The sequence below is a fragment of the Streptomyces sp. NPDC001868 genome, from assembly GCF_040297125.1.
In the GTDB taxonomy this organism is placed as follows: Bacteria; Actinomycetota; Actinomycetes; order Streptomycetales; family Streptomycetaceae; genus Streptomyces.
In genome coordinates this window covers 54,554-76,198 of record NZ_JBEOYO010000034.1, presented here as the reverse complement: position 1 = coordinate 76,198, position 21,645 = coordinate 54,554, and the positions used below count along the sequence as shown (strand labels likewise).

Below are 21,645 nucleotides of genomic sequence, written 5' to 3'. Positions count from 1 at the left end.
GCCTCCCTCGCCGCCCCGAATCGCCCACCGGTCCCCGCCCCCTGCTTGACGCACATCCTATTTCTGCGTAACCCTTACACAGTAATGCGTAAGGGTTACGCAGTTGAATTCCGCCAGAGCCACAGCGCCAGAGCCGCAGCGAGAGAGACACAGAGATGAGGGGCGATGCCAGAGCACCCGTCCGACCCGTACCCGTCCGACCGGCACCCGTCCGACCGGCAGCCGTCCAACCGGCAGCCGCCCGACCGCCACCCGTCCGACGCATACGCGCGCCCGGCCATCGAGGCCGCCGGCCTGACCAAGGCCTACGGTGACCTCCAGGTCCTGCGCGGCGTGGACTTCACCGTCCCGCGTGGCGCCGTACACGCGCTGCTCGGCCCCAACGGCGCGGGCAAGACCACCGCCGTACGCATCCTGGCCACGCTCTCGACCGCCGACGCGGGCACCGCCCGGGTGGCCGGCCACGACATCCGCACCGCGCGCTCCCGGGTCCGCCGGGCGATCAGCCTGACCGGTCAGTTCGCGGCGGTCGACGAGATGCAGACGGGCACCGAGAACCTGCGCATGATGGCCCGCCTGGCGGGCCGCGGCCGTCCGGCCGCGCGTGCCAGGGCGGCGGAACTCCTCGACCGCTTCGACCTCACCGGCGCGGCCGACCGCCTCGTGAAGACGTACTCCGGAGGCATGCGCCGCCGCCTGGACCTGGCCGCGTCCCTGGTCGGCGACCCCGAGGTGATCTTCCTGGACGAGCCGACCACGGGCCTGGACCCACGCAGCCGCGCCGCCCTCTGGGACGTCGTACGCGAACTGTCCGCCCAGGGCACCACGGTCTTCCTGACCACCCAGTACCTCGAAGAGGCGGACCAGTTGGCGGACCGTATCGCGGTACTCGACAAGGGCGTCCTGGCCGCCGAGGGCACCTCGGCCGAGCTGAAGCGACGCGTCGCGGGCCACCGCCTCGACCTGGTGCTCGCCGACTCGGCGAGCTATCTGCGCCTGGTCCCGCGCGCCACCCACACCGACCCCGACACCCGCACGCTGGGCTTCCCCACCGACGGCTCGGCCGCCCACATCCGCGCCTTGCTGGACGAGTTGGACCCCACCCGCACCACCGTCTCGCGCTTCTCCGTCCACACGGCGACTCTCGACGACGTCTTCCTCGAACTCACCCGATCCCCCGCCGCGGAGCCCGCCCATGTCTGACGCCCTGATCATGACCGGCCGCTCGCTGCGCCTGAGCCGTCGCAACATCGACGCCCTCATCACCTCGATGGCCCTGCCGGTGATGCTGCTGCTGATCTTCGTCTACTTCTTCGGCGGCGCGATCGACACCGGCACGCGGTACGTCACCTACGTCGTCCCCGGTGTCCTCCTCCTCTGCGCGGGCTTCGGCTCGGCCAACACGGCGATGGCGGTGACGGAGGACCTCAAGAGCGGCATCATCGACCGCTTCCGCTCCCTGGACATCGGCGGCACCCCGATCCTCACCGGCCACGTCCTGGCATCGGCGGCCCGCAACTCACTGGCCACCGCCCTGGTCCTCTGCCTGGCCTTCGCCATCGGCTTCCGCCCCTCGGCCACGCTCTCGGGCTGGCTGGCGGCGACGGCCGTCCTCCTGGTCTACATCCTCGCCCTGTCCTGGCTGTCGGCCGCGATCGGCCTCTTCGTCAGGTCCTCCGAAGCGGCGGGCGGCTTCACCTTCTTCGTCAGCTTCCTCCCCTACCCCAGCAGCGCCTTCGTCCCGACCGACACGATGCCCGGCTGGCTCCAGGGCTTCGCGGCCCACCAGCCGGTGACCAAGGTGATCGAGACCCTCCGGGGCCTGCTGCTCGGCCAGCCGGTGGGCACCACGCCATGGGTGGCACTGGCCTGGTGCGCGGGAATCCTGACGGTCTCGGCGGGGGCGTCGGGGTACCTGTTCAGGAGGCGTACGGCGTGATCCCGTGACGCCCGGGCCGGTGGAGAGGGCCCGTACGGGAGGGCCTACGCCCGTCCGTACGGGAGGGCTTACGCCGGCCTCAGCCGACGTCCGCGTACGAGTGCTTGCCGCTCACGAAGATGTTGACGCCGTAGTAGTTGAACAGCCAGCAGGCGAACGCGGCGATCGCGATGTAGGCGGCCTTCCGCCCCTTCCAGCCGGCCGTGGCACGGGCGTGCAGATACGCGGCGTAGCAGACCCAGGTGATGAACGACCAGGTCTCCTTGGGGTCCCAGCCCCAGTACCGGCCCCACGCGTCGCCCGCCCAGATCGCGCCCGCGATGATCGTGAACGTCCACAGCGGGAAGACGGCGGCGTTGACTCGGTACGAGAACTTGTCGAGCGAGGCCGAGGCGGGCAGGCGCTCCATGACGGACGACGCGAACCGGCCGGGCCGGCCCCCGCTCGCGAGCTTGGTCTCGTAGGAGTCCTTGAACAGGTACAGGATCGTGCCGACCGCGCCCACGTAGAACACCGCGCCGCAGAAGATCGCGGTGGAGACGTGGATGTACAGCCAGTACGAGTGGAGGGCGGGAACCAACTGGTCGCTGGCGGTGTACAAGACAGTGACGGCCAGACCGAGATCGAGGAGGACCGTCGTGATGAGCGGAAGCCCGAGCCAGCGGACGTTCTTCTTCAGCGCGAGCAGCGAGAGGTACACCCCCACGGCCACGGTGGAGAAGGTGATGTTGAACTCGTACATGTTGCCCCACGGCGCCCGCTGCACCGAGAGCGCCCGCGTGAGCACCCCACCGAATTCGACGATGAAGGCGAGCGCGGTGAGGGACACGGCGATACGGCCGTAGAGGTCGCCCTGCTCGTCCCCGCCGTGCGCCCCGGGCCCGTCCGGCACGTCCCGGGCACCGGCGGCGGCCCGCACGACCACCTTCGGCCGCTCCAGCACACCGGTCCCACCGGCCGACTTCACCGTCACGGCGGGCGCCTCCACCTTCCCGGCGCCCTTCGTGTCAGCGGTCAGCGCGGCAGCCGTACGGCCCACCTTGCTCCGGCTCCCGAAGAGCCATTCGGCGATGTACGCGAAGAAGGCCAGGGTGTACACGGCCATCGCGGAGTAGATCAGCGTGTTGCTGATGTTCGCGAGGTTCTCGTTCGTCGCGGCGGCGAGATTCACGGCTTCTCAGTCCCTTCGGTCTCGGAGTCTGCATGAGCTGCGGGCAATCGTGCCGCTGGGGCGGCACAGGTGGGCGCGGCGGCACCCTGTGAGCGCCGGGAAGCGTCACCACCCTCGGCATCAGCAGCAGACGGCTCGCTGTCGGACTCGGGTTCAGCGGCAGCAGGGGCCTCGGCATACACGACCGCAGCCAAGTCCCCCAACTCCTCCGGCACCTTCGCCGACTCACTGCGCCCAAGCCCCGCCATCTCCACGACGGTCACCCCGTCCGCCCCGGCCACAGCCCGCACCCACACCCGCCGACGCTGGATGAACAGGGACCCGGCAAGACCGAAGATGGCGGTGATCGCCCCCCCGAGCGCCCACCCGCTACCGGGCTGCTGAGTGACCTGGAACCCGGCCCACTCCTTGACCCCGTCGAAGGTGACCGAGCCGTTCCCCCCGGGCAGCGTCATCGTCTCGCCGGGCTTCAGGTTCACGCGTACGTTCTCGCCCTCGGAGTTCTTGTACGCCGTCAGCTTCCGCTTCTCCAGCCGGTACACACTCTGCGGCACACCCGAGTCCACCCCGAGGTCACCGTGGTACGGCTGCAGGTTGAGCACGGGGTTCCCCAGCGCGGGGAACTGCGACACCACGGCCGTGTTCTTGCCGCCGTACGTAGGAAGGAAGAACGCCTGGAAACCGAGCTGCTCCCGCTTCCCCTCGGCGTTGCGGTAGCCGTCCATGACCTTGATCGCACCGGAGGAGGTGACATTGGAGTCCAGCGGCAGCAGCGGCGCGGCATCGCTGAAGACGACCTTGCCGTTCCCGTCCCGGACGGTCAGCACGGGCGCGTACCCATGGCTGACGAGATAGACCTTGGAGTCGCCGATCTCCAGCGGCTTGTTGACCTCGATCTTGGTCGACCGCGGCTTGCCGCCGGTGCCGACGGTGTAGTCGACGGCGGCCTCGTAGACACGCGGCGTGCCCTTGTTCGGCCCGCTGTTCTCGTACGTGCCCCGGAAGTCCTTGAGGTCGAAGCTGAAGGCGTTGAGGTCCTCGGCGGTGAAGAGGTTGCCGGACTTGAAGTCGTCGTACTGGGTGAGGACGTTGGCGAAGCCGCCGCCCTCGACGATCAGCTTGTTGCCCTCGGACCGGTAGAGCTGGCCCCAGGCGAAGGCGACGAGCATCACGATCAGGGCGACATGGAAGGCGAGGTTGCCCACCTCCCGCAGATAGCCCTTCTCGGCGGCGACCGCGTCCCCGGCGAGATGCGCCCGGAACCGGCGCTTGCGCAGCGCCTTCAGCGCGGCCTCACGCACCTGCTCCGGCGTGGCCTCCGTACGCCATGTCGCGTACGCGGGCAGCCGGGTCAGCCGCTTGGGCGCGCCCGGCGGTCGGCCGCGCAGCTGGCCGACGAACTGCCAGGTGCGGGGCACGATGCAGCCGATGAGCGAGACGAAGAGCAGGATGTAGATCGCCGAGAACCACACCGAGCTGTAGACGTGGAACAGCCCGAGCTTCTCGTAGACCGGCCCCAGGGTGTCGTGCCGCTTCATGAAGTCGGCGACCTGGGTCTCGTCCTGCCCCGACTGCGGGATCAGCGAGCCGGGGATCGCCGCGAGCGACAGCATGAAGAGAAGGAGCAGCGCGACCCGCATGGACGTCAGCTGCCGCCAGAACCAGCGGGCCCACCCGATCACACCCAGCGAGGGAAGATTGGGGGCTTCCTCCTGGGGGGCGGTGGACAGCTGCGAGCCGGCGGCACCGAGGTCGCTGTCGTCGGGGGCGGTGCTCCCGCGCCGGGCGGTGTTCGCGTGGTCGCCGCCCGCCGGAGGGGGGCCGGCGTTCTTCTCGCGGTTGCCGGAGTCGGTCGTCGTCATTGGCTCAGATCCCAGGGGTGAAGCCGGCGGACCAGACCTGCATCTCCTGAATGATGCGGTCCCAGGCGCCGGTCAGCATGAGCAGTCCGATCGTGATCATCATGCCGCCGCCGATGCGCAGCACCCACGCGTAGTGCCGTTTGACCCAGGCGAAGGCGCCGAGCGCCTTGCGGAAGGCCACCGCGGCGAGCACGAAGGGCAGGCCCAGCCCCAGACAGTACGCCACCATCAGCAGGGCCCCGCGACCGGCGCTGGCCTGTTCGAGGGCGAGCGCGTTGACCGAGGCGAGGGTCGGGCCGATGCAGGGCACCCAGCCGATGCCGAAGAGCGCGCCCAGTATCGGGGCGCCCACGAGCCCGGTGGCCGGCCTGGTGTGGAAGCGGAACTCGCGCTGAGTGAACCAGGGCATCAGCCCCATGAAGAACAGGCCCATGGCGATCATCAGGGCGCCGAGCACCTTGGTGAGCACGTCCTGGTGCTCCAGCAGGGTCCGGCCGAAGTAGCCGAAGAGCGCGCCGCTGGAGACGAACACGATGGTGAAACCGAGCACGAACAGCCCGGCCCCGGCGACCATCCGGCCCCGGCGGGCGTCGACCAGGTCGGTGCCGCCGACTCCGGTGACGTACGACAGATAGCCGGGCACCAGCGGCAGGACACAGGGCGAGAAGAAGGAGACGAGCCCGCCGAGCACGGCGATCGGCAGGGCGAGCAGCAGGGCCCCGTTGAAGACGGTCTCGTTCAGCTCGGCGGCGGTCGTGGTCAGCGCGGTGGCCGTGGCCGGCGCGGAGGACATCCCCGGCACGTCACTTCTCCGCGAGGATCGGCTTGAGCATCTTGCGCAGCTTCTCCTCGCTCAGCGCCTGCTGGGTGCGCGCCGCGAGCTTCCCGTCCCGGTCCACGACCAGTGTGGACGGGATCAGCTGCGGGTTGAGCGAGCCCTTCTCGAAGCGCAGCAGCAGCTTGCCGGTGGGGTCGTACAGGCTCGGATACTCGACCTTGTACTGCTCCTCGAAGGCGACCGCGGGCCGGGTGCTGGTGTCCCGCGTGTTGATACCGACGAACTGCACGCCCTGGTCGGCGAGATCCTCGGAGACCTTCGCCAGGTTCGGCGCCTCGGCGCGGCACGGCGCGCACCAGGAACCCCACACGTTCAGGACGATGATCTTGCCCTTGTAGGCGGAGAGGTCGAGCTGTTCGCCGTCGATGGTCTTCCCGGAGAGAGCGGGCGCGGTGTCCCGGTCCCCCTTCTTCACCGTCGCGATCCCGTCGGAGCCGGTGATGAACCCGGCCTGACCGCCACCGCCCTCGATGCCACCGCCCGCGCACGCGGACAGGGTCAGCGCCAGGGCGGCGGCCCCGGCAGAGAGCAAAGCGGCACGACTACGGCTCGTACGGACACTCATGTGAAAAGTTTCGCATGCCCGTTTCGAGGGCTTACGGCGGGGTCGGAAGCCCTCTTGTCAGCAGGTCAGGCGGCCGAACCGGACCCCAGGAACTCCTTCCACCCACCCGTCGGCCGCTCCCCCACCCCGAGGGTCCGGAGCTGGGCCAGGACCTCCGGCGTCTGGGCGTCCATCCAGTCCACGAACTGCCGGAACGAGACGATCCGTATATCCCCGTCCTTGGCCTTCTCCTTGGCCCGCGCGATGTGCTTGAGGGCCTCCTCGACGGCGTCCATGTAGACCCCGCCGTTCCACTCCTCGAAGTGGTTGCCTATGAACAGCGGCGCCCGGTTCGTCTCGTACGCCCGCTGGAACCCGGCGACATACGCGCCGGTCGCCTGCGTCCGGTACGCCGGGTAGTTGGCGGGCGGGGCCTGGGTGGAGTTCTGCGACTGGTTGAACATGATGTTGTAGTCCATGGACAGGACCTCGAAGCTCCGCCCCGGGAACGGCACGGACTGCAGCGGCAGATCCCAGACGCCCTCCTTCTTCCCGGGCCAGACCTGGAGACCGCCGGGCGAGGAGGAGTCGTAGCGCCAGCCCAGCTCGCGCGCGGTGGGCAGCAGGTTCTCCTGCCCCATCAGACACGGCGTCCGACCGCCGACCAGCTCCTTGTCGTAGTCGAACGGCAGCGGTTCGACGTCGGTCCAGCCGCTGTTCGTCTTCCACTCCTTGACGAACGACTTCGCCTGGTCGATCTCGCTGCGCCACTGCTTCGGCGTCCAGTTCCCGACCGAGCCGCTGCCCCCGCAGAAGTGGCCGTTGAAGTGGGTGCCTATCTCGTGTCCGTCGAGCCACGCCGTGCGCACATGACCCAGCGTCGACTTGATGTGTTCGTCCGTCAGATAACCGATGTCGGAAGCGCCGGGCGCGTTGTTCGGCGGAAGATAGATGCGCTTTTTCGACTCCGGAAGGACATAGATACCGGAGAGGAAGAACGTCATATGGGCGTCATGATCCCGCCCGGCCTTGAGGAACCGCTCGAAAAGGCCGTTCCCGACATCACCGGCCCCGTCCCACGAGAACACCACGAACTGCGGCGGCGTCTCGCCCGGCGCCAGCGGCCGCGGCTTCCCCGGCTGGTTCGGCTGCTTCCCCGTGTACGCGGTCGACCCGTCACCCAGCAGCTTCACCGTCTTCCCGGGCTTCGCCTTCTTCCCGGGGGCCTTGCCACCCTCACCGGCCCCATCGGCCTCGCTCGGCCTGCCCCCGAGCCCCGTACCGCACCCGGTCAGCCCCAGCCCCGCGGCGGCGCCCGCGCCGAGTCCGAGCATTCCCCTTCGCGATATGTCGCGCATTACTTCCCCCTCGGTCATTTCACGCAGCCGTTCACGTGAAGCACACCGTTCTAGAGGGATGAGAGGACGCGACGGTTCCTTTTGATCTCCGGGGAAATCAGGTTCTTCTCAGGGACGCGGGGAACTGCGCGACCAGCCACAACGGACCCGCAGTTCCCCAACCACCTCAAGCCCCAAAAGCCTTGTCCTTGCCCTTTACCGGCTTGGCGCCCGCCAGCAGATGCGGCGGCACCAGATCCCGCGCCGGCTCGCTGTACCCCACGGACACGATCCTGTCGCCCTGGTACGTGAACGTCGTCAGGGAGGCGAGCGTGCACTGCCGCCGCCGCGGATCGTGCCAGAGGCGCCGCTTCTCGACGTACGACCGCACGATCCAGATCGGCAGCTGATGCGAGACGAGCACGGCCTCGTGCCCGCGTGCCGCGTCCTTCGCCGCGTCCAGCGCCCCCATCATCCGCACGACCTGGTCGACGTACGGCTCACCCCACGACGGCTTGAAGGGGTTGACCAGATGCTTCCAGTTCTCCGGCCGCTTCAGCGCGCCGTCGCCGACGCCGAAGGTCTTGCCCTGGAAGACGTTGTCCGCCTCGATGAGGCGCCCGTCGGTCGCGAGGTCGAGCCCGTGCGCCTTGGCGATCGGCGTCGCCGTCTCCTGCGCCCGCTCCAGCGGGGAGGCCACGACATGCGTCACGTCCCGGGACGACAGATGCTCGGCGACCCGGTCGGCCATCCGCCGCCCGAGGTCCGACAGGTGGTACCCGCTGAGCCGCCCGTAGAGAATCCCGTCCGGGTTGGCGACCTCGCCGTGCCGCATCAGGTGGACGACCGTGATGTCACTCATGCTGCCGAAGCCTCCGCTGCTGCCCGCGCCGCCGCCGGAAGGGCGTCGGCGATCCGCTGAACCGCCCGGTCGTCGTGCGCGGTCGACACGAACCACGACTCGAACGACGACGGCGGCAAGTAGACACCCTGCGACAGCATCGAGTGGAAGAAGGCGTTGAAGCGGAACGACTCCTGCGCCTTGGCCTCCTCGTAGTTCCGCACGGGCGTGTCCGTGAAGAACACGGAGAACATGTTGGAGGCGCGCTGCACCGTGTGCGCGACACCCTCCTTGGTGAGCGCCTCGGAGACGAGCCCCTGGATCCGGAGCGACACGGCATCGACGACGCCGTACGCCGCCTCGTCCAGCAGCCGCAGCTGCGCGAGCCCGGCGGCCGTCGCGACCGGGTTCCCGGAGAGCGTCCCGGCCTGGTAGACGGGCCCGGCGGGCGCGAGGTACGCCATCACATCGGCGCGCCCCCCGAACGCGGCGGCCGGGAAGCCACCGCCCATGACCTTGCCGAACGTCATGAGGTCGGGCACGACCCCGTCGATCCCGAACCACCCGGCCCGGCTGGTCCGGAACCCGGTCATCACCTCGTCGGAGACGAACAGCGCGCCGTTCTCGGCGCAGACGTCCTTGAGTCCCTGGTTGAAGCCCGGCAGGGGCGGTACGACGCCCATGTTGCCCGGGGAGGCCTCGGTGATCACGCAGGCGATCTCGCCGGGATGCGCGGCGAAGGCGGCCCGTACGGCGTCGAGGTCGTTGTAGGGCAGCACGATCGTGTCGCCGGCCTGGGCGCCGGTGACGCCCGGGGTGTCGGGCAGCGCGAACGTCGCGACTCCCGACCCGGCGGCGGCGAGCAGCGAGTCGACGTGACCGTGGTAACACCCGGCGAACTTCACCACCTTGGCGCGGCCGGTGAAGCCGCGGGCCAGCCGGATCGCCGACATGGTGGCCTCGGTCCCGCTGGACACGAGCCGCACCTGCTCCAGCGGCCCGACCCGGTCCACCATCTCCTCGGCGAGCGCGACCTCGCCCTCACCGGGCGTACCGAAGGAGGTCCCGCGCGAGACGGCCTCCTGAACAGCCGCGATGACCTCGGGACGGGAGTGCCCGAGGATCATCGGACCCCACGAACACACGAGATCGACATACTCACGGCCATCGGCGTCGGTCAGATATGGACCGGTACCGGACACCATGAACCGGGGCGTACCGCCCACGGCGCGGAAGGCGCGCACGGGAGAGTTCACGCCGCCGGGCGTGACGGCCGACGCGCGCTCGAAAAGAGTCTGCGAAACTGGGGCTTCGTACGGATAGCTCACACAGGCCATGGTGTCAGAGGCTCCGAAGATCCTGCGGACTGGTGTTTCCGCGCACGTTTCGGCGGGCGGTCGCGGGGGAGGTCACTGACACGATGATCGGGTTGCGCGGCGGGGGTCACGCGGCCCAGAAATGCGTTCGGGTGGAGATATGCATCGCGGTGGCGGACTGGGCGAGGGGGCCGGTGACCTCGGTCCTCGTCGTGCCCGGCGGGGCAGGCACCGGCGCGAGGCGGAGGAGGCCGCGGAGACCCGGCAGGAGCGGAGCGGGTCCACCGACCGGAGCGGGTCGACCGACCGGGCCGGGTCTTCCGATCGCGGCGGGTCCTCCGATCGCGGGGTGCCCACGGACCGGAGCACGCCGGGTGAGCTGAGCGGGCCGGCCGGGCCGGGTCCGTTGCCGGGCGCGCCGGGCCCGCAGGGTTCGCTGCCCGCGCCACCGCCGGCACCGCCGGTACCCCCCGTGCCACCGGTTCCGCCCACGCCCCCCACGCTGGGGTCGCCGGGGTCACAGCCCCCGTACGCTCCGCAGGGACGGCCGGGCGTGTACGGTCCGCAGAGTGCACAGGGCGCACATGACTCACACGGTCCGCAGGGCGACGCCGACCGTTCCGACCGCGACGGGCGTGACGGCCGCGATGGCCGCGACAGCCGCGACGACCGTACGGAAGCGGGTACCGGCCGGGCCGAGACCGGTGGTGACCGTCTCCCGAGCGGTTCCGACCGGGTCCCGTCCAGTGGTTCCGACCGGATCCAGAGCGGTGGGCCTGAGCGGATCGGGCGGCGCAGCCGTATGGACGGTATGGACCGTATGGATCGTGCCGATCATGTGGATCGTGTCAATCGTGTGGACGGAATGGATCAGACGGACCGGATGGACCGGCCTGACCTGGTGGATCGCAGGACGCGCGCCGAACGCAGGAGCCGCGCGGACCGCAAGGACCGTGGGGACCGCGTCGAGAGCGCGGATCGCACGGACCGGGTGGACGGCCTGGACCACGTGGTCAACCGGCTCCGGGCGGGGAGCGGGAATGGTGGTCGGGTGGGGGTGACGTACAAATACTTCGGCGCGCCCGACGGCGCGACCGCGGCCCGTGTCCCGATCTCGATGCGCCCCGAGGAGCTCGGCGGCGACGAGCTGGGTATGAACGGCATGTTCACCAAGATCAAGCCGGAGACGATGGCCGCGATGGTGCTGACCGGCATCGAAGGCGTCCCCCTCCACAAGGTGCCCCCGCTCGAACTGGTCGTCCTCCACCCCGACTACGCCGTCGTGAAGCTCCCGATGACCGTCGTCGACCCCCTCAGAGGCATCGGCGAGGAAGCGGTCGGCGCGGCCGCCTTCATCTGGTCGACGGTCCCGGACCGCGGCGGCCCCCGCGACGCCTTCAACGTCTACCAGCTCCTCCACGAGTGGCAGGACTTCAGCCACCGGCTGCACGAGGCGGGGCATCAGCCGTACTGCCTGGTCTGGCCGTGAGCTGACCGTTCATGAACCACGGGCGGGGTCCTGGGACCCCGCCCTCGTCATGTCCTGCCCCAGGTCCCGCGCTTTGTCCCTCGCTTTGTCCCGCCTTATGTCCTGCGCGAAGTGGGTGAGCCGAGGGAAACCAGTGGGACGGCAGGGGCGTCTCCAGATCCGGAGTCGGACAGAGATCACGACCGGATAGGGAGAAAACCTTGGAAACCATGGGATCACGTCCCCGCCGCCGTACGGTGCTCGGCTTCGGCGGTCTGGCGGGGCTGGGCGTGTTGGGCGCACTCGGTTCCGGAACGGCGTACGCCTCGGCCCCCTCCGACCCCGGCTTCTCCCGTCAACTGGGGGAACTGGAGCGGGAGCACGCCGCGCGGCTGGGGGTCTTCGCCCACGACACGGCCACGGGGCGCACGCTGGCGTACCGCGCGGACGAGCGGTTCCCCATCTGCTCGGTGTTCAAGACGCTCGGCGCCGGCGCGGTGTTACGCGACCTCGACCGTGACGGGGAGTACCTCGCCAAGCGGATCCACTACACGAAGGAGTACGTCGAGGCGGCGGGCTACTGCCCCATCACCGTCAAGGAGGCCAACGTCGCGGCCGGTATGACCGTCGGGGAGCTGTGCTCCGCGAGCGTCTCGCACAGCGACAACGGGGCGGCGAACCTGCTGCTGCGCGAGCTGGGCGGGCCGACCGCGATCACCCGTTTCTGCCGCTCGCTCGGCGACCGGACGACCCGCCTCGACCGCTGGGAGCCCCAGCTGAACTCGGCGGAGCCCTGGCGGAGGACCGACACCACCACCCCTCGGGCGATCAGCGGGACCTACGCGCGGCTCATACTCGGCCGGGCCCTGCCGGACGCGGACCGGGAACTGCTGACCGACTGGCTGATCGCCAACTCCACCAACATCGAGCGTTTCCGCGCGGGCCTTCCGGCCGACTGGACGCTCGCGGACAAGACGGGCGGCGGGTCGCAGTACGGGGTCGCCAACGATGTCGGCGTCGTCTGGCCGCCCCACCGCCCGCCCCTCGTCCTGTCCGTCCTGACGACCAAGCACGCCCCCGAAGGCCCCTCGGACAACCCGCTGGTGGCCAAGGTGGCGGGGCTGGTGGCCGGGGCACTCACAGGAGGGTGAGCACGCCGCGGTGAGTACGCCGTCCTCCTCCCCCACCGGCTCCCCGACCGGCTCCCCGACCGACTGGGCCGGGCTCCATCACGCGTACGGCCGGGCCGCGGACGTCCCCGCGCATCTGGCCGCGCTGGCGGACGCCGACCCGGCGGTCCGGCGTACGGCCGTGTCGTTCCTGACCGGCAGCGTGTACCACCAGGGCACCCGGTGGCCGGCCAGCGCGCATGTGGTCGCTCCGCTGGTGGCGCTCGTCGGCGCTCCCACGACGCCCGACCGGGGCCACCGTGCTCCGCGTCCTGCACGCCGTCGTCATCGGCGATGCGCGCGACGACGAGCTGCCCTTCGACCCCGTACGGGCCTTCGCGGAGGCGGACCGGGTCGGCGCGGCGGACGTGGCGGCGGTGGTGCGGGTGCTGTTCGAGGAGGAGGACCCGGACATCGAGTCCGTCGCCGACGTGGCCGACGCGGTGGCACTCCGCTGGGCCGCCGACGCCTACCGCGCGGCCGAGCCGCACACGGCGGCCTTCGTGAGCTGGCTGCACGACCCCGACCCGGCCGTGGCCGCCCTCGCCGCCGCGCTGGTGGTCTGGTTCTCCAACGCCCCCGGGCTGGCGGAGGCGCTCGCGGAGGCGGGCGGGCCGGGACACGGCCGGTGGGGGCGCCGGGGCCGCCGGTGGTGGTGGCGGCGCGCGGGCGTCGGCGAATCTCGCGCTGGCGCACCTGGCCGGGCCGCTCGCCAGCCGTGAACTCACCGCGCTGACCGGCTGTCTGGCCTCCGCCGACGAGGCCGTACGGGTCACGGCGGCCGTCGCGCTGGCCCGCCGACAGCCGGCCGCGCTGCCCGAGGAGGCACTGACCGTGCTCGTCGACGCCGAGGTCGGGAATGTCGCCGGGACCGTACCGGGGTGGGACCGCCCACTGCGGGGGCATGTCTCGGTGGCGTTGCGGGGGCTCGGGTTGTGAGGTGACGGTCACCCGCACACCACACACCACACCCGCGCACCGCTCTGTATACAGACTAGCCCCTTCAACCTTTCGGCCATTGTCGGATTACCGGAGGAAGAAAAGCGGCCATGGCGGGAAGAATTCCCTCGCCCACACCGAAGATCGCCCCGCCGAGGACGAATCACCGGGGCGGCGGGTTTATCCACCGAATGCTGGACACCGCACCCCCGAGGCTTCACCATCGCCCGCGCGAGCGGGCCCCGATCCCACGTCGGCCACGGAACCGAAACCGCGTCCCCAAACTCGAATATCCACTCGCCGCCCGCTCACCCGTGGCGGCGAAAACCACCCCTTGTGGGGCACACATCCCGTATCGCAGCATGTATCCGGAATTTCCACCGTTCACGGAAGGAGACATGCGATGGAGCAGCCTCAGATGGACGAGAAGCCGGTCTACGAGCCGCCGGCGGTGGCCGAGATCGCCGGATTCTCGGAGCTGACCACCGGCTGCGGATTCAACTTCTTCGAATATCCCGCCCAGCACAACGTCTGCTGATCACCCTCACAACCGTCACCTCACACAAAGAGCCATAACGAGTGAGGAGCCGCGGCCGGAATTCTTCCAGGAATTCCGGCCGCGCCCCAGAAAATTCACGGACAGACGCCGGACAAAAGCAATCCACAACACACCGGCAAGCCACAGAACACCAGGGGGTCGACGCGCGTGACGCCGGAATGTACGACACCGGGCAGCGGCTGGTTCGCGGTGCTGCCCGACTGCGACAGGGCCCGGGCGGCGGCCGCCGTGCTGGGCGCGACCGCGACGCGGATCGTGGAGCACGCGTCCGGGCGGCCGTGGCTCGTCGGGCGGTGGGCCGACGAGGAGATGGCCGTCGCGACGGTCGGCGACGCACGGGTCGCGGTCGTGGGCCCCTCCCCGCTGACCGCACCCCGCCTCGCCGCACTCGTCCGGGGTGACGACGCGCTCGGCTCGCTCGACCGGATCGGCTCGGGCCCGACCGGCGGCTGCCATCTGCTGGCGTCGCAGTCGGGGCGGCTGCGCTCCCAGGGCACGGCGTCGGGCCTGCGGCGGCTGTTCTCCGCCCGGGTGGCCGGTGTCGTCGTCGCCTGCGACCGCGCGGACGTCCTGGCCACGGCCCTCGACGCCGGCATCGACGAACGCCTCGTGGCACTCCGGCTCATGGACCCGCTGATCCCGCACCCGCTCGCCGAACGCCCCCTGTGGCGGGGGGTGTCGGCGGTCCCGGCCGGTACGGCACTGCTGACGGACACCGTCGGCAACGCCCGTACGCGCCGCTGGTGGCAGACCCCCGAGCCCGAACTGCCGCTCGACGAGGGCGCGGAGCTGCTGGCCGAGGCGCTCGCGGACGCGGTGGCCGTACGCACCGCCGGGGGCGGGACGATCAGTTCGGACCTGTCCGGCGGGCTGGACTCCACCTCGCTGTGCTTCCTCGCCGCGCGGGGCCCCGCCCGGCTGCTGGCCCTCACCCTCACCGGCGCGGACCCCGCCAACGACGACCTCGCCTGGGCCCGCCGGGCGGCGGAGCATCTCCGCGACACGGACCACCACGTACTGCCGATGGCCGAACTGCCACCGCACTACACCGGGGTGCTGCGGGCCGGCGAGGGCGTGGACGAGCCGTTCACGGGCGCCCGCGTCCGGGCCCCGTTCGCGGAGACCGCGCGGCGGCTGGCGGGGCTGGGCTCGCGGCTGCATCTGTCCGGCGAGGGCGCGGACCAGATCCTGTCGGCGCGTCCGCCGTATCTGCACTCCACGTTTCGAACCCGGCCGCGCACCGCGCTCACCCACCTCCGGGCGACCGTCTCCGCCCAGCGCTGGCATCTGCTGCCGACGCTGCGAGCGCTGGCCGACCGCCGCTCGTACGGGCGCTGGCTCGCCGACACCGCCCGCGACCTGTCCCCCGTACTGGCCCTGGACGGCTCCCCCGCCCTCGGCTGGCAGCTGCTGCGCCCCCAACTCCCGCCCTGGGCGAGCCCGGACGCGGCGGCGGCCGTACGCGAACTGCTCTGGCAGACCGCGCTCGAAGCCGAGCCGCTCGCGCCGACCCGGGGGCAGCACGAGGCGCTGTGGTCCGTGCACAACGGCACCCGGCTGGCACGCCAGCTCGCCCGTGTCACCAGCGAGGCGGGCCTGCCGACGCACCACCCCTTCTACGACGACCGGGTGATCGAGGCGGCCCTGTCCGTACGGCTGCACGAACGGACCACCCCGTTCGCGTACAAGCCGCTCCTGGTGCGGGCCATGCGGGAGGCGGTGCCCGCCGAGCTGCTCGCGCGCCGTACCAAGGGCGAGTACAGCGCCGAGATGCGCAGCGGGCTGCGCACCCGCCGCGCCGACCTGGCCGAACTCCTCGACCGGCCGCTCCTCGCGACCCTCGGTCTCGTCGACGCCGACGCCCTGCGCCGCGCCTGCCTCAGCATGTTCCCGCCCCGGCTCTCCCCCGTGACCCTCGAAGCGACCCTCGCCGTCGAGACCTGGCTCCGCGCGCACTCGGGCCCGACGGCGGCGACGCCGGCCCTGGGAAGCGAGGCGGCGGCATGAGCACGACCGGAGGACGGCGGCATACGGGGAAGCGGGCCGGGGGCACGGCACCGCGGCCGACACCGCGACTGACGCTGCGGCGGCACGTCTCCGTGTCCGACGTCGAGGACGGGATGGTGCTGCTGGACGAACGCAAGGGGAGGTACTTCAAGTTGAACGCGAGTGGCGCGCTGATCCTGCGGGTCCTGCTCGACGGGGACTCCCCGGCCGACGCGGTCCGGGTGCTCATGGCGCGGTACCAGGTGTCCGAGGAGCGGGCGGCGGCCGATGTCGCCGCGCTGACCGCCGAGTTGGCGGACAACGGGCTGGTGGTGGCATGAGCGTCCCCTCCGTCTTCCAGGAACGCCGACGGCTGCCCCTGCACCGGCGGCCGCTCCCGCTCCTCGCGGTGGGCGCGGCCCATCTCATCGGCCGGCTCTCCCCGTTGCGCATCCGGCGGATCCTGACCGCCTGCTCGCGCGGCGGCCGCCCCGCCACCTACGCCGAGGCGGCCCGCGCCCGCGCCGAGATCGTCGCGGTCAGCGTGCGCTGCGCCGGGCAGGGCTGTCTGCCCCGGTCCATCGCCACCGCCCTGCTCTGCCGCGCCCGGGGCGTGTGGCCCACATGGCGCACGGGGATGCGTACGGTCCCGATGGTCGCCCACGCGTGGGTGGAGGCGGAGGGCCGTCCCGTGGACGACCTGCCGCTCACCCCGGGCATCCCACCGATCATGACGGTCGCACCACGGGTGCGTCCGTGACGGAGAGGGCCCCCGGCCCCGACCCCGTCCGCATGGGCACCCTCCCCGGCCGCTCCGACGACTTCGCCGTACGCACCGAGGACCTCGGCAAGCTCTACGGGACCCGTCAGGCCGTGGTCGGACTCGACCTCGCCGTCCCCGCGGGCCTCATCTTCGGGTTCCTCGGCCCCAACGGGGCGGGCAAGACCACCACCGTCGGCATGCTCTGCACCCTGCTGCGCCCCAGCCTGGGCGACGCGTGGGTGGCCGGGGCCCATGTGGTCCGGGAGGCCGGGCGGGTACGGCGGCGGATCGGCGTCGTCTTCCAGGAACAGACCCTCGACCAGGACCTGACCGCGATGGAGAGCATGCGGCTGCAGGCCGAGCTGTACGGGCTGCCCGGCGCGGCGGCCCGCGCGGCGAGCGCGGCCCTGCTGGGCCTGGTCGGTCTCGCCGACCGGGCCGGCCACACCGTACGCACCCTCTCCGGCGGCACCCGCCGCCGGCTGGAGATCGCCCGGGCCCTGGTGCACGGCCCCCGGGTCCTCTTCCTCGACGAACCCACCGCCGGACTCGACCCGCAGACCCGGGCCGCGCTCTGGGAGCATCTGCGGCTGCTGTGCCGGGAGCACGGCATCACCGTCTTCCTGACCACGCATCATCTGGAGGAGGCCGAGCACTGCGACCGCATCGCCATCATCGACCACGGCGAACTGGTCACGGAGGGCACGCCCCGCGCGCTGAAGTCGGTCATCGGCGCGGATGTCGTCACCCTGCGCACCGATGACGACGAGCGGGCCGCCGAGACGGTGCGCCGGTCGTTCGGCCTCCCGGCGGAGACCGGCCCCGACGGCGTACGTCTGCGCGCGCCCGACGGCGCCGCCCTCGTCCCCCGCCTCTGCGCCGGGCTCACCGTCCCCGTGCGCTCCGTGACGGTCGCCTCCCCGACCCTCGACGACGTGTTCCTGCACCACACGCTCCGCGATGCGCCCCGCTGAGGGGCTGAGGGTGCCGTGACGGGGTTGTCGGTCGGCCGCGGCGCCGTCGTGGCCGGTCGCGCAGTTTCCCGCGCCCCCGCCGGGGCGCTCTTCCCCGGCCCTCCGAGGAGGCATGCCCGTGTCATCGGCAGCCATGTCCGACGCCCTCTCCCCCTCCCCCACCGGTCCGTTCACGGCCGATCTACGGACCGTCCGCATCCTCTGGCGGCGGGAGATGACCCGGTTCCTGCGCAACCGGGCCCGGCTGGTGATGGGGCTCGCGGCGCCGTTGCTGTTCCTGTTCGTGCTCGGGGACGGGATCGGCTCCGCCGGGGGTGACCTCGGGCACTACCAGGCGTTCCTGTTCCCCGGCACGCTGCTGATGGTCGTCCAGGGCCCGGCCGTGGCGGTCGGTACGGTGATCATGTGGGACCGGCAGTCGGGGTTCCTGCGCCAGATGCTGGTGGCGCCGGTGCGGCGCGGCGCGGTCCTGGTGGGCATCTGTCTGGGCGGCGCCACCACCGGGGCCCTGTACGCGCTGCCCGTCCTCGCCCTCGCCGGCCCGATGGGGCTGCCCTACCACCCCCGGCTGCTGCTGGTGCTGGCCGAGGCCGCCGCGCTCGCGTTCGCGCTCACCGCGCTGGGTGTCTCGGCGGCCGTGTGCATCCGGCGCCCGGAGACCTTCCAGATCGTCTCCGGCCTGGCGATGGCCCCGGCGATGCTGCTGTCCGGCGCGCTCTTCCCGGTCGGCGGCCTGCCGTCGTGGCTCGGCGCCGCCGTCCTCGCCAACCCGCTCAGCTACGGCGTCGACGCCCTGCGCCGCACCATGCCCGCCCCGGACACGACCACCGCGGCCCCGGCCTGGTTCCACGCGGGCCCCGAGTGGTGGGGCTGGACCCCGCCGGTCGTCCTGGAACTCGCCCTGGTCGTGGCCCCGTCCCTGCTCCTCCTGCTGCTCGCCGCCCGCCGGTTCTCACGGATCGACTGAGGCCGGGTGATGGGTGCGGGGAGGCCGAGTGCACGACTGATCACGTCTTGGTAGCGGGTCGACGACTCGTCAAAGTGGCTCTATATGATCGGCGTTCGCATGCACGGGGGCATGTGCGGGTGCAACTGTGCCCATTTCGCTTCGCGTTGCCGACTCCCGCTTCGCGTCGTCGCTTTCCGCTCGTCTCTCCGTGCGTCGCGCGCCCGTTCAGTGACACCGACGACGAGGAGAGGGGCCATGTCCTATCCGACACCGCCCCAGCAGCCCGGCCAAGCCGGAGGCTACGGACAGCCATCGGGCCCGTACGGACAACCGTCAGGCCCTTACGGACAACCACCTGGCCCGTACGGTCAGCCACACCAGCCACACCAGCCACACCAGCAGCCGTATCAAACACAGCAGCCGCAGCGGCCACAGCAGCCGTATCAGTCTCACCCGCCCGCTCAGGGCCAGGCCCCGCACCCCGCCCCGGTCCCGGCGCCGCCCCCGGCCAAGGGCGGCGCGGCGCGCGGCTGTCTCGCCGGCGCCCTCGGTTTCGTCGGGCTGCTCGGCATGCTCGGCGGCGGTCTCCTGGTCGGTCACGCGTACTCGAACGCGAGCCAGGACATTCCCAACCGTGACGGCTACGGCCCGACGATGTGGCGGAACGAGCCGGCGGACGAGCTCTTCCCCGACTCCCTGGCACCCCGGGTGAACGCGACGACCACGAGGCCCGACAACTCGCGCGCCACGTGGCACCGCGTCGGCATATCCGAGGACACCGACTGCGCGAAGGGGCTCAACAAGGTCACGTCGGCCGCCGTCGCCAAGCTCGACTGCGAGGCGGTGCTGCGCGCCACGTACGTGGACCCGACGGGGAACACCGTCGGCACGGTCGCGCTGATCGTGCTGCCCGCCGGGCAGTCCGCGAAGGACGAGATGACCGCGTTCTTCGAGAAGGACGAGGACAAACTCGACCCCGAGGTCGGGGTGAAGGCGTTCGCCGTGCCCGGCACGATCGCGGCGAAGTGGAGCGACGCGCGGAGCAACGGCGGGGCGGGGGTCGCGATCGCGGAATCGTCCCTGCCGTACGTCCTCGTGGCCTCCACCGGCGCGGTCGACGGCCGCAGGGCGGGCCATCTGCCCGGCGAGTTCGGCAGCCACAACTGGGACGCGGGCGACGACCGCGCCCCGTGGCGGGGCGCGGCGAAGGCCCTGTGCGACGACGTCGACTACCACCTCGGCGACCTGCTCCTGGAGACCTCATGAGCACGGGCACGGGCATGGGCATGGGCACGAGCACGGCGATGAGCAAGGACACGGGGATGAGCGGGGGCACAGATATGAGCGCGGGCGCAGGTGTGAGCACCGGCACCGGCACCGGCAGGAGCGTGCGGCGGCGGGCCGGCGTCGTCACGGCGACCGCCGCACTGCTGCTCACCACGGCCGCCACGGGTACGGCGAGCGCGGCCGAGACGGTCCCCCGGTCCTGGGAGCACCAGGCGCTGAAGCTGGACGCGGCGCAGCGGCTCGCGCAGGGCGAGGGCGTCACCGTCGCGGTCCTCGACACCGGCGTCAAGGCCGACCACCCCGCGCTCAAGGGCAAGGTGACCACGGGCCCCGACTACTTCGGGGAGGGCTCGGACTCCGAGCAGGCGGACAACGAGGGCCGGCACGGTACGGCGATGGCCTCGGACGTCCTCAAGGTCGCCCCGAAGGCGAAGATCCTCTCGCTCCGGGTGACCGACGGAAGCGAGGAGCCGACGTACGTCAAGGGCGGCAACCCCATCGCGCAGGGCATCGACTACGCGATCGAGCACGGCGCCGACGTGATCTCCATGTCCATCGGCGACCAGCTCCTCGGCAGCAGCTACGACGAGGACGAGACCGACGCCCTGGGCCGCGCGGCGCTGGCGGGCATCCCGGTCCTCGCCTCGGCGGGCAACAACGGCGACCTCTCCAACGACGCCCAGTACCCGGCGGGTTACCCGGGCGTGATCGCCGTAACCGCGCTCCAGCAGGACGGCACCCGGGCCGCGTTCTCCACCGTACGGACGTACAACGCGGTCGCGGCGCCCGGCGTGGACATCATGAGCGCGAGCGACACCGGCGGCTACGCGACGATCGACGGCACCTCGCCCGCGACGGCCCTGGCCTCCGGTGTCGTCGCCCTGATGCTCTCCCACAACGAGAAGCTGACCCCGGCGCAGGTCCGGACGATCCTGACCACGACCGCCGGGCACGCCGCTCAGGGCCACAGCCCACTGGACGGCTACGGAATCATCGATGCCCCCGCCGCGATCGAGGCCGCCGGGAAACCGCCGGCGGACCGCACCGAACCGGTCGCGTACCAGGGCGAGGAACACCTCGGCACCCCGGACGGCACCTCGAAGACCAAGCACCCCGAGCTGGACTCGGAGTTGGTGACGATCGGCGGCGGCGCGGCGGCGGTCGGGCTGCTGCTGGCCGTGGGGGCGGTGCTCATCGGCCGGGCGGGGCGGCGGCGTACGGCACCGACCCGCTGACGCATATCTTGGCGCCCATGCAGTCCTACACGATCGGTCAGGCCGCGCGGCTGCTCGGGGTCAGCCCCGACACCGCGCGGCGATGGGCGGACGCGGGCCGGGTGGCGACGCGGCGCGACGAGAACGGACGCCGGCTCATCGACGGCACGGACCTCGCGGCCTTCTCCGTGGAACTGGCCTCGGACCCCACCGACGAGACCGACGCCCCGTACACCTCGGCCCGCAACGCCTTCCCCGGCATCGTCACCGCCGTAAAGCTCGGCGACGTAGCCGCCCAGGTCGAGATCCAGGCGGGCCCCCACCGCCTGGTCTCCCTCCTCACCCGCGAGGCCGTCGAAGAACTCGGCCTGGAAGTCGGCATGGAGGCCACGGCCCGAGTGAAGTCCACGAACGTCCACATCGACCGAACGTGAAACCCTCCGCCGACCGAAGATGACACGCAGAGGCCGACCGGGCGTGCACGGGCCG

Annotated in this window: 23 protein-coding genes; 14 read left to right on the top strand and 9 right to left on the bottom strand. The window is 71.4% G+C overall.

Annotation, left to right across the window (positions count from 1 at the left end; genetic code table 11):
- Positions 1-165: 165 nt before the first annotated feature.
- Positions 166-1,203, top strand: a complete 1,038-nt coding sequence (locus tag ABT147_RS31535; protein WP_351412469.1) for an ATP-binding cassette domain-containing protein — start codon at positions 166-168, stop codon at positions 1,201-1,203.
- Positions 1,196-1,939: an ABC transporter permease gene (locus ABT147_RS31530; RefSeq protein ID WP_351412467.1), complete on the top strand. Its 744-nt coding sequence runs from the start codon at positions 1,196-1,198 to the stop codon at positions 1,937-1,939. The genes ABT147_RS31535 and ABT147_RS31530 overlap by 8 nt, the downstream gene beginning before the upstream one ends.
- 79 nt (positions 1,940-2,018) lie before the next feature.
- Here ABT147_RS31530 and ccsB read toward each other — a convergent pair whose 3' ends face one another.
- The 8 genes from ccsB to ABT147_RS31490 all read right to left on the bottom strand — a co-directional run bounded on the left by ccsB (position 2,019) and on the right by ABT147_RS31490 (position 10,686).
- Entirely contained in the window at positions 2,019-3,110 is a 1,092-nt protein-coding gene (ccsB, locus tag ABT147_RS31525) for a c-type cytochrome biogenesis protein CcsB (RefSeq protein ID WP_351412465.1), read from the bottom strand.
- Positions 3,107-4,972, bottom strand: a complete 1,866-nt coding sequence (gene resB, locus ABT147_RS31520) for a cytochrome c biogenesis protein ResB (protein ID WP_351412463.1) — start codon at positions 4,970-4,972, stop codon at positions 3,107-3,109. The genes ccsB and resB overlap by 4 nt, the downstream gene beginning before the upstream one ends.
- Before the next feature lie 4 nt (positions 4,973-4,976).
- Positions 4,977-5,765: a cytochrome c biogenesis CcdA family protein gene (locus ABT147_RS31515; RefSeq protein ID WP_351412461.1), complete on the bottom strand. Its 789-nt coding sequence runs from the start codon at positions 5,763-5,765 to the stop codon at positions 4,977-4,979.
- 10 nt (positions 5,766-5,775) lie between these two features.
- Positions 5,776-6,375: a TlpA family protein disulfide reductase gene (locus ABT147_RS31510; RefSeq protein WP_351412459.1), complete on the bottom strand. Its 600-nt coding sequence runs from the start codon at positions 6,373-6,375 to the stop codon at positions 5,776-5,778.
- Between the two features lie 65 nt (positions 6,376-6,440).
- Positions 6,441-7,712 (bottom strand): polysaccharide deacetylase family protein, encoded by a 1,272-nt coding sequence (locus tag ABT147_RS31505; protein ID WP_351412456.1) that lies wholly within the window; start codon positions 7,710-7,712, stop codon positions 6,441-6,443.
- A 166-nt stretch (positions 7,713-7,878) separates the two neighbouring features.
- Positions 7,879-8,553, bottom strand: a complete 675-nt coding sequence (locus ABT147_RS31500) for a histidine phosphatase family protein (RefSeq protein ID WP_351412454.1) — start codon at positions 8,551-8,553, stop codon at positions 7,879-7,881.
- Positions 8,550-9,869, bottom strand: coding sequence for a glutamate-1-semialdehyde 2,1-aminomutase (gene hemL, locus ABT147_RS31495; RefSeq protein ID WP_351412451.1), 1,320 nt, complete (start codon positions 9,867-9,869; stop codon positions 8,550-8,552). Before hemL ends, ABT147_RS31500 begins: the two co-directional genes overlap by 4 nt.
- 568 nt (positions 9,870-10,437) lie before the next feature.
- A complete protein-coding gene (locus ABT147_RS31490) occupies positions 10,438-10,686 on the bottom strand; it encodes a hypothetical protein (RefSeq protein ID WP_351412449.1) in 249 nt (82 codons plus the stop codon).
- Positions 10,687-10,899: 213 nt separating this feature from the next.
- Here ABT147_RS31490 and ABT147_RS31485 point away from each other — a divergent pair, with 213 nt between their 5' ends.
- The 9 genes from ABT147_RS31485 (at position 10,900) to ABT147_RS31445 (ending at position 18,673) form a co-directional block, all read left to right on the top strand.
- Entirely contained in the window at positions 10,900-11,337 is a 438-nt protein-coding gene (locus ABT147_RS31485) for a hypothetical protein (RefSeq protein WP_003974483.1), read from the top strand.
- A 209-nt stretch (positions 11,338-11,546) separates the two neighbouring features.
- Positions 11,547-12,467, top strand: a complete 921-nt coding sequence (gene bla / locus ABT147_RS31480) for a class A beta-lactamase (protein WP_502983193.1) — start codon at positions 11,547-11,549, stop codon at positions 12,465-12,467.
- A 278-nt stretch (positions 12,468-12,745) separates the two neighbouring features.
- The gene (locus tag ABT147_RS31475; RefSeq protein WP_351412446.1) at positions 12,746-13,207 is read left to right on the top strand and encodes a hypothetical protein; all 462 of its coding nucleotides are present in this window, start codon (positions 12,746-12,748) and stop codon (positions 13,205-13,207) included.
- Positions 13,208-13,827: 620 nt separating this feature from the next.
- Positions 13,828-13,962 carry a lasso RiPP family leader peptide-containing protein gene (locus ABT147_RS31470; RefSeq protein WP_351412444.1) on the top strand — a complete coding sequence of 45 codons (135 nt, stop codon included), beginning with the start codon at positions 13,828-13,830 and terminating at the stop codon, positions 13,960-13,962.
- 168 nt (positions 13,963-14,130) lie between these two features.
- Complete coding sequence (locus ABT147_RS31465; protein ID WP_351412442.1) at positions 14,131-15,990, top strand: asparagine synthase-related protein; 1,860 nt, start codon at positions 14,131-14,133, stop codon at positions 15,988-15,990.
- Positions 15,987-16,310 (top strand): lasso peptide biosynthesis PqqD family chaperone, encoded by a 324-nt coding sequence (locus tag ABT147_RS31460; RefSeq protein ID WP_351412440.1) that lies wholly within the window; start codon positions 15,987-15,989, stop codon positions 16,308-16,310. The genes ABT147_RS31465 and ABT147_RS31460 overlap by 4 nt, the downstream gene beginning before the upstream one ends.
- On the top strand, positions 16,307-16,729 hold the full coding sequence (locus ABT147_RS31455; RefSeq protein WP_351412438.1) for a lasso peptide biosynthesis B2 protein: 423 nt from the start codon (positions 16,307-16,309) through the stop codon (positions 16,727-16,729). Before ABT147_RS31460 ends, ABT147_RS31455 begins: the two co-directional genes overlap by 4 nt.
- Positions 16,726-17,706: an ATP-binding cassette domain-containing protein gene (locus ABT147_RS31450; protein WP_351412436.1), complete on the top strand. Its 981-nt coding sequence runs from the start codon at positions 16,726-16,728 to the stop codon at positions 17,704-17,706. Before ABT147_RS31455 ends, ABT147_RS31450 begins: the two co-directional genes overlap by 4 nt.
- A 118-nt stretch (positions 17,707-17,824) precedes the next feature.
- The gene (locus tag ABT147_RS31445) at positions 17,825-18,673 is read left to right on the top strand and encodes an ABC transporter permease (protein ID WP_351412434.1); all 849 of its coding nucleotides are present in this window, start codon (positions 17,825-17,827) and stop codon (positions 18,671-18,673) included.
- Positions 18,674-18,988: 315 nt separating this feature from the next.
- Here the strand turns inward: ABT147_RS31445 and ABT147_RS31440 are convergent, their stop codons facing one another.
- Positions 18,989-19,255, bottom strand: coding sequence for a hypothetical protein (locus ABT147_RS31440; protein ID WP_351412432.1), 267 nt, complete (start codon positions 19,253-19,255; stop codon positions 18,989-18,991).
- Positions 19,256-19,309: 54 nt separating this feature from the next.
- On the opposite strand from ABT147_RS31440, the gene ABT147_RS31435 reads away from it, so the two are divergent.
- From ABT147_RS31435 to ABT147_RS31425, 3 genes are read left to right on the top strand one after another with little or no spacing between them, the layout of a single operon-like run.
- The gene (locus tag ABT147_RS31435; RefSeq protein WP_351412430.1) at positions 19,310-19,921 is read left to right on the top strand and encodes a hypothetical protein; all 612 of its coding nucleotides are present in this window, start codon (positions 19,310-19,312) and stop codon (positions 19,919-19,921) included.
- Positions 19,918-21,177, top strand: coding sequence for a S8 family serine peptidase (locus tag ABT147_RS31430; protein WP_351412428.1), 1,260 nt, complete (start codon positions 19,918-19,920; stop codon positions 21,175-21,177). Before ABT147_RS31435 ends, ABT147_RS31430 begins: the two co-directional genes overlap by 4 nt.
- A gap of 17 nt (positions 21,178-21,194) precedes the next feature.
- Positions 21,195-21,590 (top strand): TOBE domain-containing protein, encoded by a 396-nt coding sequence (locus ABT147_RS31425; protein ID WP_351412426.1) that lies wholly within the window; start codon positions 21,195-21,197, stop codon positions 21,588-21,590.
- The last annotated feature ends 55 nt before the right edge of the window (positions 21,591-21,645 follow it).